This is a genomic window from Caulobacter segnis (assembly GCF_003243465.1).
Classification (GTDB): domain Bacteria; phylum Pseudomonadota; class Alphaproteobacteria; order Caulobacterales; family Caulobacteraceae; genus Caulobacter; species Caulobacter segnis_A.
Genome location: NZ_QFQZ01000054.1, coordinates 22,724 through 32,787, shown reverse-complemented (window position 1 = coordinate 32,787; position 10,064 = coordinate 22,724). Strand labels below are relative to the sequence as shown.

General features: G+C 69.6%; 9 protein-coding genes. 8 read left to right on the top strand and 1 reads right to left on the bottom strand.

Annotated features, from left to right (window positions below; translation table 11 throughout):
• The coding region (locus tag DI526_RS15900; protein WP_304279998.1) for an efflux RND transporter permease subunit at nucleotides 1-404 on the top strand (404 nt) is incomplete at its 5' end.
• Nucleotides 404-1,813 (top strand): efflux transporter outer membrane subunit, encoded by a 1,410-nt coding sequence (locus tag DI526_RS15895; protein ID WP_304279995.1) that lies wholly within the window; start codon nucleotides 404-406, stop codon nucleotides 1,811-1,813. The genes DI526_RS15900 and DI526_RS15895, both read left to right, overlap by 1 nt.
• A gap of 148 nt (nucleotides 1,814-1,961) precedes the next feature.
• On the opposite strand, the gene DI526_RS15890 is transcribed toward DI526_RS15895, so the two are convergent.
• Nucleotides 1,962-2,789, bottom strand: a complete 828-nt coding sequence (locus DI526_RS15890; RefSeq protein WP_304279992.1) for a LytTR family DNA-binding domain-containing protein — start codon at nucleotides 2,787-2,789, stop codon at nucleotides 1,962-1,964.
• 62 nt (nucleotides 2,790-2,851) lie between these two features.
• On the opposite strand from DI526_RS15890, the gene DI526_RS15885 reads away from it, so the two are divergent.
• The 6 genes from DI526_RS15885 (at nucleotide 2,852) to DI526_RS15860 (ending at nucleotide 9,988) form a co-directional block, all read left to right on the top strand.
• On the top strand, nucleotides 2,852-3,412 hold the full coding sequence (locus DI526_RS15885) for a DUF2306 domain-containing protein (RefSeq protein ID WP_304279990.1): 561 nt from the start codon (nucleotides 2,852-2,854) through the stop codon (nucleotides 3,410-3,412).
• Nucleotides 3,413-3,455: 43 nt separating this feature from the next.
• Nucleotides 3,456-3,896: a DUF2141 domain-containing protein gene (locus DI526_RS15880; protein WP_304279987.1), complete on the top strand. Its 441-nt coding sequence runs from the start codon at nucleotides 3,456-3,458 to the stop codon at nucleotides 3,894-3,896.
• Nucleotides 3,897-3,907: 11 nt separating this feature from the next.
• The gene (locus DI526_RS15875) at nucleotides 3,908-5,371 is read left to right on the top strand and encodes a carotenoid oxygenase family protein (RefSeq protein WP_304279985.1); all 1,464 of its coding nucleotides are present in this window, start codon (nucleotides 3,908-3,910) and stop codon (nucleotides 5,369-5,371) included.
• A gap of 77 nt (nucleotides 5,372-5,448) precedes the next feature.
• Nucleotides 5,449-6,159 carry a TetR/AcrR family transcriptional regulator gene (locus tag DI526_RS15870; protein WP_304279982.1) on the top strand — a complete coding sequence of 237 codons (711 nt, stop codon included), beginning with the start codon at nucleotides 5,449-5,451 and terminating at the stop codon, nucleotides 6,157-6,159.
• Nucleotides 6,160-6,341: 182 nt separating this feature from the next.
• Nucleotides 6,342-8,582, top strand: a complete 2,241-nt coding sequence (locus DI526_RS15865; protein ID WP_304279980.1) for a TonB-dependent receptor — start codon at nucleotides 6,342-6,344, stop codon at nucleotides 8,580-8,582.
• Between the two features lie 83 nt (nucleotides 8,583-8,665).
• Nucleotides 8,666-9,988, top strand: a complete 1,323-nt coding sequence (locus tag DI526_RS15860; protein WP_304279977.1) for an MFS transporter — start codon at nucleotides 8,666-8,668, stop codon at nucleotides 9,986-9,988.
• Nucleotides 9,989-10,064 lie beyond the last annotated feature (76 nt).

The window sequence follows — 10,064 nt, the reverse complement described above, 5'->3', positions numbered from 1 at the left end:
TGATCCTGTCCGGTGGCGACAACAACATCTTCACCCAGATCGGCCTGATCGTACTGGTGGGCCTGGCGTGCAAGAACGCCATCCTGATCGTGGAGTTCGCCAAGGAGCGCGAGGAGCATGGCGACAGCCCGCTCCAGGCGGTCCTGGAGGCCTGCCGCCTGCGCCTGCGTCCGATCCTGATGACCTCGATCGCCTTCATCATGGGGGTCTACCCCCTGGTGGTGTCGCACGGGGCCGGGGCCGAGATGCGCCGCGCCATGGGCGTGGCGGTGTTCTCGGGGATGCTGGGCGTCACCCTGTTCGGCCTGATCCTGACGCCGATCTTCTACTACGTCATCCGCCGCTTCACGGCCCGCAAGGCCGCGGCCAAGGCGGAGCTGACCTCGCCCGTGGAGGCGCACTGATGTCTGTCTTCAAGCACACCCTGCGCGCCGCGCTGATCGCCGGCGTGTCCCTGACCGCCGCCGCCTGCGCGGTGGGGCCGAACTACAAGGCGCCGGCGACCCCGCCGGCGGCCTTCCAGAACGCCGATCCCGCCGTCTTCACCGCCGCCAATCCCGAGGCCCAGTGGTGGAAGGCTTTCGGCGATCCGGTGCTGGACCAGCTGGTCGGCCAGGCCCTCTCCGCCAATCTCGACCTGAGGATCGCCCTGGCCCGCGTCGCCGAGGCCCGCGCGCTGTTCACCGAGCAGAAGCTGGACCTCGCGCCGCATGTCACCGCCGACGGGACCTACACCAAGAGCAAGCAGCAGCAGCCGAGCCTGACCACCGACCGCGTCGAGAGCCAGACCTACCAGGCCGGCTTCGACGCCCGCTGGGAGATCGACCTGTTCGGCCGCGTGCGTCGGGGCGTAGAGGCCGCTGGGGCGGAAGCCGGAGCGGCTCAGGCCGACCTGCGCGACGCCCAGGTGACCGTCGCCGCCGAGGTGGCCCGCAACTATCTTGAGCTGCGCGGCGCCCAGGCCCGCCTCAGGGTCGCCCAGCGCAACCTCGAGACCCAGCGCGAGACCCTGCGCCTGACCAAGGTGCGGTTCGACGCCGGGGCCGGCAGCCCGATCGACGTCGCCTCGGCCCAGGCGCGCCTCAACGCGACGGAGTCGGCGATCCCCGGCCTGATCACGGCGGCGACCCGCGCCGACTATCGGCTGGCGGTGCTGACGGGCCAGCGTCCCGGCGCGCTGGACGCCCTGCTGGCCCCGCGTGAGACCGACACCCAGCCGTTGGTCGCCGCCTTGCCGATCGGCGAGGCGGGCCAGTTCCTGCGCCGTCGTCCGGACGTCCAGGCGGCGGAGCGGCGCCTGGCGGCCTCGACGGCGCAAGTCGGCGTGGCCACGGCCGACCTCTTCCCGCGCGTCTCGGTGACCGGCTTCGTCGGCTTCCTGTCGGGGACCTCGGCGGGCTTCGGCGCCAGCGGCAGCCAGGCCTGGGCGGTGGCCCCGACCGTCAGCTGGCCGGCCCTCGACCTCGGCAGCGCCCATGCTCGCCTGCGGGCGGCGCGGGCCCGCGACGACGCGGCCCTGGCGGCCTACGACATGGCCGTGCTCCTGGCCCTGGAAGACCTGGAGAACGCCCTGGTCGCCTATCGTCAGCAGCAGGCCCAGCTGAAGAGCCTGGCCGACCAGGCCGCCGCCTCGCGCCGCGCGGCCGAGCTGGCCCGCATCCAGTACCGCGAGGGCGGCATCGACTTCCTGGTGCTGCTGGACGCCGAGCGCACCCTGCTGGCCGCCGAGGACGCGCTGACCGTCGCCGAGACCGGCGTCAACACCGACGTCGTGGCGATCTACAAGGCGCTGGGGGGAGGTTGGACGAGCTGAACCCCAACCGACTTCCCCGGCGAATGCCGGGGCCCAGATGGAAGAGCGTTGATGCGGGCTGTAAACGCGCGGCGTTCTTCCGACCACCTCAGACGCCTTGAGATCTGGGGCGCCGGCATTCGCCGGGAAGTTCGGATGAGTGGGGCGCCTAGAACCAGCCGGCCTCGCGCAGGGCCTTGGCGTAGGCGCGGCTGACCGGCGCTTCGACGCCGCCTTTCAGGGAGAGGACCGCCCGGCCGTCGCCGCGCCGGGCGTCTTCGACCGCGCTCTTGGCGACCCACCAGGAGCGGTGGGTCTGGGCGCCTTCGATGCCCTCCAGCTCGGCGATGGCGTCGGACAGCCGCATCAGGATCAGGTCCTGGCCGCGCGCGGTGTGCAGGCGCAGATAATGGTCCTCCGCCTCGACGGCGTAGAGCTCCGCGCCCCGCAGCTTGGGCGGCAGGCGATCGAGGAAGCGCGGGGCGGGGGCGTCCTTGGGCGCAGCGTGAGTCTCGATGGGGCGGCGCTGGACCAGGAAGTTCAGGGCGGTCATCGCGGCCGTGACGATGCCCACGGGAAGCAGGTAGCGTGGCAGGACCTCGACGCGCAGGCCCCGCGCGAACAGCATCTCGCTGACGAACCAGACCACCCCTGTGAACGGCAGGGTGATCAGGACGACCGTCATCACGCCATAGAGCCAGGGGTGATTGTCGGCGCGACCTTCGCGGCCGATCAGCTGGGTGACGAAGGTGCCGACCACCGCGCCCGCCAGGCAGAGGCCAACCCAATAGGCCAGCCGCGTGAGCATCGGAACCTGGTGGGAGCCCAGCGCGCCGATCAGCGCCAGGAAGACGCCGGCGCCGCCCGACACCAGATAGCCCCGCAGCGCGTCCCGCCCGAACAGCGCCGTTCGCGAAGCGTGAATGGCGTCGCCCAGCCGCTCACGAAGCGAGGGCGGCGATTGACGCAAAGACGATTGAGACACGAGGCCGCCCACTCCAACACCGATCTCGACGGCGAGGCGATCGGTCGCCCCGCTCGAACCGGGAGTGAAGGAAGATGGATGCGAAGACCAAGTCAATCGGTCGCCTGACGCTCGGCGACGACGCCCTGCGAAACGCGATCCTCGCGGTGGTGCTGGCGGTCCTGGTCGTCGTGGTCGCCGGGCCGAAGATGTTCACCGGCATGGGCGCCTTCCTGATCGAGCGCGGCGTCCATCCCCACGCGCCGAACCTCGCCTTGCTCGCCGCCCAGCCCTTGGCCATCAAGCTTCATCTGACCTCGGCCGTGACCGCCCTGCTGATCGGGATCGCCCTGATGATGCGGGTCAAGGGCACGGGCCTGCACAAGACCCTGGGCTGGACCTGGGTGATCGCCATGGGCGTCACGGCGGTCAGCTCCCTGTTCATCCGCCAGCTGAACCACGGCCACTTCAGCTTCATCCACCTGCTGTCGGGCTGGACCATCGTCGGCCTGCCCGGCGCGGTCTACGCGATCAAGCGCGGCAAGGTCGCCACCCACCGCAAGGCGATGACCGGCATGTTCGTCGGCGGCCTGCTGCTGGCCGGCCTGTTCGCCTTCATCCCCGGCCGCCTGCTGTGGGCGATGTTCCTGGGCTGAGCCCGCCTTCCTCCCATCCCATCGAACCCCAAGGAGTCTCGACATGACCCTCTCCAAGACCCTGCTCGCCGGCCTGGCCTTCGCCGCCCTGGCCGCCGCCCCCGCCGCCCGCGCCCAGGAGGCGCTCGGCGACCTGACCCTCAGCTTCCCGGGCCTGGCCACCAAGTCCGGCAAGGTGTTGATCGCCGTCTATGACAGCGCCCAAGGCTGGGCCGCCGGCAAGGCCGTCCGGGTCGCCGTGGCCGAAGCCTCGGACGCCGAACCCAGCGCCAAGATCCCCGCCCTGCCGGTCGGGACCTATGCGGTGCGCGTGTTCCAGGACATCGACGGCGACGGCAAGATGAGCACGAACCCCTTCGGCATGCCGACCGAGCCCTATGGCTTCTCGCGCGACGCCATGGGCGCCATGGGCCCGCCGACCTTCGACGCCGCCGCCTTCGCGGTGAAAGCCGGCGCCAACGCCCAGACGCTGCACCTGCGCTAGGGGAGGGGACCATGAACCGACGCGACATCCTTCGCGGCGCGGCCCTGATGGGCGGGGCCGCCCTGCTGACCCCCGAGGCCGTCTGGGCCGGCGCCGCCAACGCCACGGCCGGCGATTGGGCGCTGGGCCTGGCCGATGTCGAGAACGACGTCGCGCCGACCGCCATGACCCGGCTGCACGGCCGCGCGCCCGCCGCGCTGAAGGGGACCCTGTTCCGCAACGGTCCGGCCAAGTTCCGCCGGCCCGGCGGCTCGGTCGGCCACTGGTTCGACGGCGACGGCATGGTCCGCAAGTTCCAGATCGCCGACGGCGAAGCGCGCATGGCCGCCCGCTTCGTCGATACGGTGAAGCGCCGCAACGACACGGCCGCCAACGCCGTCATCACGCCGGGCTACGGCACCGCCCCCGGCCCCGGCGCCCACCTCACCGGCCCCGACGACGCCAACGCCGCCAACACCTCGGTGATCATGGCCGGTGGCGAGTTGTGGGCGCTGTGGGAGGGCGGTTCGCCCACCGCGCTGGACCCGGTCAGCCTGGAGACGCGCGGCTTCAAGACCCTGCGTCCGGACCTAAAAGGCATGCCGTTCCTGGCCCACCCGCGCGTCCAGCCGGACGGCACGATCTGGAACCTCGGCCTCTCAGGCCGCCACGCCATCGTCTGGAAGCTCGCGCCCGACGGCGCGCTGCGGAAGGCCGAGATGATCGACCTGCCGCGCGCCAGCTACATGCACGACTTCACGGCCACCGCGCGTCATCTCGTGATCCTGCTGCAGCCGTGGGTGGTCGGTCGCTTCCAGATGCCGATCTCCACGGCCATGACCTGGAAGCCCGAGCTCGGAACCCAGGTGCTGGTCATCGACAAGGATGATCTCTCCAAGCGCCGCGTGTTCGAGCTGCCGCCGTTCTTCTTCTTTCACCTCGGCGACGCCTGGGAGGAGGCCGATGGGACCATCCGCTTCGACGCCTGCCTCGACGAGAACCCGTTCGGGACAGCCCAGAACGCGGGCGTGTTCCTGCAAGGCAAGCACCTTCCGGGCGCGCCGCCGCGTCGCGCCATGATCACTTTGCGCGCCGATGGCCGGGGCGAGCTGGCTCGGGAAGCGACGTCCGCCGAATTTCCGCGCGGCGACGCCCGCTTCGCCGGCGAGATCCGCCAGTACTCCGTCCACGTCACCAACGAGCAGCCCGACCGTCCGCTGTTCCAGGGCGTGGCGGTGCGGGACTGGAAGCGCGATCGCGAGCAGATCTACGGCTTTGGGCCGCGCCACATGGTCGAGGAGATGGTCTTTGTCCCGCGCCCGGGCTCCAGTCAGGAGCTGGACGGCTGGATCGTCGGCACGACGCTCAATCTGGACGCCAAGGCGACCGAGCTGCACGTGTTCGACGCCCGCCGCGTGGAGCAAGGCCCGATCGCCGCCTGGCGCGCGCCGGTCGCCTTGCCGGTGACCTTCCACGGCGTCTTCGTTCAGGCCTGAGAGACGCCGCTCCCTTGCCAGGCCCGCCGGGTTGCGCCTATCCGGGGACGGAGCGCAATCAGGGCGGGCCCCTTCTCATGACCGCAGCCAAGCCTGCACCCAAGTCATTGGGCCGCCCCGGCGGGCGAGGCCGGCCGTCCAAGGCCAAGGGCCTGGACCTGAAGGAGACGATCCTCGACGCGGCCGAGGGGCTGTTCGCGCGTCACGGCTTCTACGGCGTCACAACCCGGCAGGTGGCGGCCGAGGCCGGCGTCGACACCGCCCTGATCCACTACTATTTCGGCGCCAAGCGTGAGCTGTTCGACGCGGTGTTCCTGCGCCGCGCCGAGATCCTCAACCAGGCCCGCGAGGCGTCGATGGACGCCTATCTGAGCGACCATGGCGAAGCCATGACCGTCGAGGGCGTGATCGAGGCCTTCATCGATCCGTTGCTGCGGATCTCCCAGGACGGCGGCCCGGGGTGGAAGAGCTATTTCGCCCTGGTGGCCCAGGTGAACAACACCCCGGCCTGGGGCGGCGAGACCATGACCCGCTTCTTCGACCCGGTGGTCCACCGGCTGGTCGAGACGCTGAAGAGCGTCCGGCCGCAGGCGGAGTATCGCGACCTCTACTGGTGCTACCAGTTCCTGACCGGCTCGATGATGCTGGCGCTGTCCGAGACCGGACGGATCGACTCGCTGTCGGAAGGCGAGTGCCATTCCAGCGACCTGGAGGCCGTGCGCGCCCGCCTGTTCGCCTACTGCGCCGCCGGGTTCGAGGCGGTCATCGCCAAGGCGGGCGCCGCCTAGTCTGTCTTCGACACAACACCCTTCGTCTATTTTCACCACCTGATGAAAAATGGACTGGCGCGCGGCGCCGGTTCGGGTGATGGTGGCGGCAATTCGCTGTTCGATGAATTGGCGAAACTCCCGAGCATGCGTCCGCGAAGACGGACCGGCCGGGAAGGGCGGAAACGAGGGAGGGAGACCCAATGACTTCGATGTGGAAGGCCGCATTGCTGGCCGGCGCGGCGTGGACCGCCGTCGCGGGCGAGGCTTCGGCGCAGCAGGCCCCGGCCGCCGACGACAATGTCGGCGTCGAGCAGGTGGTGGTCACCGCGCGTCGGCGCGAGGAGAACCTCAAGGACGTGCCGGTCGCCGTCTCGGCCTTCTCGGCCGACCGGCTGGAGCGTTCGGGCGGCACGGACATCACCGTCCTGCAGCAGACGACGCCGAACATCACGGTGCAGACCGCGCGCGGCTCGAACTCGACCCTGATCAGCTACATCCGCGGCGTGGGCCAGCAGGACCCGCTGTGGGGCTACGAGCCCGGCGTCGGCCTCTATGTCGACGACGTCTACATCTATCGCCCGCAAGGCGCGGTGCTGGACATCTTCGACATCGAGCGGATCGAAGTGCTGCGTGGTCCGCAAGGCACGCTGTACGGCCGCAACACCATCGGCGGCGCGATCAAGTACGTGACCAAGCGCCTGGGCGACGAGGCCAGCGCCAAGGTCAAGGCGACCTATGGCAGCTACAACCAGACCGACCTGCTGCTCTCGGGCCAGACGCCGGTCGGCGGCGGCCTGTCGGTGGGCGGCTCGTACGCCCTCTACAAGCGCGACGGCTACGGCAAGAACCTGACGACCGGCGCCGAGCACTACGACAAGGACGTCCAGGCCTATCGCCTGAGCGCCGAGTACAAGCCGACCGAGGACCTGTTCTTCCGCCTGGCCTATGACCACGTCACCGACGACTCCAACCCCCGCCACGGCCACCGGGAGCTGCCAGCGCTGGTCGGCGGCTACAAGGTGCTCGACGTCTATGACACGCAAGCCGGCCTCGGCGACAAGAACCACGTCATGACCAAGGGCCTGTCGCTGACCGGCCAGTGGAACGTCACCGACAAGGTCACGCTGAAGTCGATCACCGCCAATCGCCGCGGCCATACCGACACCCTGATCGACTTCGACGGCACCCCGGCCCCGACGCTTGACGTGCCGGCCACCTATGACGACCGCTCGTTCTCGCAAGAGCTGCAGGCGGTCTATGCCGACGAGAACGTCCAGGGGGTGTTTGGCCTCTACTACATGAACAGCCAGGCCTCGGGCGAGTTCGACACCATCGCCGGCAATCTGGGCGTCTCGATCGCCGACGGCGGCAAGGTCAGCACCCAGAGCTTCGCGGCCTTCTTCGACTTCAGCGCCAATCTGAGCGACCGGCTGAAGGTCTCGCTGGGCGCCCGCGCCACCCGCGACGCCAAGCGCGCCAACGTCTTCCGCCTGTTCTACCTGGGCGCCACCCGCTCGCCCTACCAGGGCGGGACGCCGCGCCCGATCCTGCAGACGCGCACCAACTACAGCGCCGAGAAGACCTTCGAGCAGTTCACCCCGCGCATCTCGGTCTCGTACGAGCTCACGGGCGACCTGACGACCTACGCCTCGTTCTCCAAGGGCTACAAGTCGGGCGGCTGGGACATGCGCGGCGACGCCTTCATCACCCCGCAGACCACCAACGGCTACAAGCCCGAGGTCGTGAAGACCTACGAGGCCGGCCTGAAGGGCTTCGCCCTGGAGCGCCGGGTGTCGTTCTCGTCGGCGATCTTCCTGTCGAAATACACCGACCAGCAGGTCACGACCCAGGTCGTGGTGCCGTCGGGCATCGCCAGCTCGGTCGACAACGCCGGCGCCTCCACCCTCTATGGCGGCGAGTTCGAGGCCAGCGCCAAGCTCGCCCCGAGCCTGACGGCCAATGTCGCCCTCGGCTACATCCACGCCAAGTACGACCGCTTCAGCCGCTTCGTGCCGGCCGGCGCCCCCAATCCGCTGAACCCGTCGACGACCCTGACCACCGGCCAGGTGATCAATGTCGCCGACCTCTACGGCTTCCAGAACACCCCGAAGTGGACCGGCAATGTCAGCCTGACCTGGCGCGGCGAGCTGGCGGGCGGCGATCTGGCGATCACGCCGATGGTCAGCTATCGCGACAAGTACCAGCAGTTCGAGCAGCCGCTGGCCGCCCTCGACCAGAAGGCCTTCACCCTGGTCGACCTGACGGCGGTCTGGACGGCGCCCGGCGGCAAGTACAAGCTGGCCCTGACCGGCAAGAACCTGACCGACGAGCGCTATCGCACCGGCGGCTACAACTTCGCCGGGGCGACCTACAACAACTCCGTCATCGGCTTCTATGGCCCGCCGCGCACCGTCGCGGGCTCGATCGAGGTCGCATTCTGATCTAGGCGAAAGCTGGGGCGGGGCTTGCTGCAACAGGCCCCGCCCGATTTTTATGACGACAGTGGCGTAGGCGGGGGCAGGTGATGAGCAAAGACCAGACGAAGACGCCGCAACAGGCGTCCAGCTACCGCTACGTCGTCCTGGCCATGCTGGTGCTGGCCTACACCTTCAACTTCCTGGACCGGCAGATCCTCGGCATCCTGGCCAAGCCGATCAAGGACGAGTTCGGCCTGACCGACGCCCAGTTCGGCCTGATGGGCGGGCTGGCCTTCGCGCTTCTCTACACGACCCTGGCCATACCCATCGCCTGGCTGGCCGATCGCTTCAGCCGCGTCTGGATCATGACCGCCGCCCTGACCCTGTGGAGCGGCTTCACCGCCCTGTGCGGCGTGGTCGGCAGCTTCAGCCACCTGTTCCTGGCCCGCATGGGCGTCGGGATCGGCGAGGCGGGCGGCGTGGCGCCGGCCTATTCCCTGATCTCGGATTACTTTCCCAAGCATCAGCGCGCTCGGGCCCTGGCGGCCTACGCCTTCGGCATCCCGCTGGGCACGGCGGCGGGGACGCTGGTCGGCGGCCTGCTGGCGGTCCATTACGGCTGGCGGACAGCCTTCATGGTCGTGGGCCTGCTGGGCGTGCTGCTGGCGCCGGTGTTCCGCCTGATCGTCCGCGATCCGCCGCGCGGCGGCGCCGACCGTGCGCCGGGCGAGCCCGCCCCCGCGCCCGCGCCCGCCGCGCCCCTGGGCCAGGTCGCGCGCCTGCTGGCCGCCAAGCCGAGCTTCTGGCTGCTGTCGCTGGGCGCTGCGTCCTCGTCGGTCTGCGGCTACGGCGTCGCGGCGTGGCTGCCGTCGTTCTTCATGCGGAGTTTCGGTCTCACCCTGTCGCAGACCGCCTGGTACTATTCCGGCATCGCCTTCCTGGGCGGCGTGGTCGGCATCTGGCTGGGCGGCGCGATGGCCGACAAGCTGGGGGCCAAGTCCAAGGCGGGCTATCCCCTGACCCCCGCCGTGGCGTTCCTGATCTCGGTGCCCTGCTTCCTGCTGGCGATGAACAGCGGCGCCCTGGTCGGCGGTCTTGGGGCGCAGGCGGCCCTGGCCGTGGCCTTCGTGATCTTCCTGATTCCCACCGGCCTGAACCTGACCTGGCTGGGACCGATCACGGCCGCCGTCCAGCACTTGGCGCCCGCGCCGATGCGCACCACGGCCTCGGCCCTGTTCCTGCTGATCAACAACCTGCTGGGCATCGCCGTGGGCCTCTACTACTTCGGCAAGGTGTCGGACGTGCTCAAGCCGGTGTTCGGCGCCGAGTCCCTGCGCTGGGCGATCTACACCGGCATGGGATTCTACCTGCTGGCGGCGCTGCTGTTCTTCCTGGCGTCCCGCCGGCTGGAGCGAGACTGGGTGGATTAAAGGGCGGCGGAACGTCGCAAGCTTTCCACCGCCACGCTTCGGCCAATTTCGGGTATCAAAGCCGCGACAAATCGCG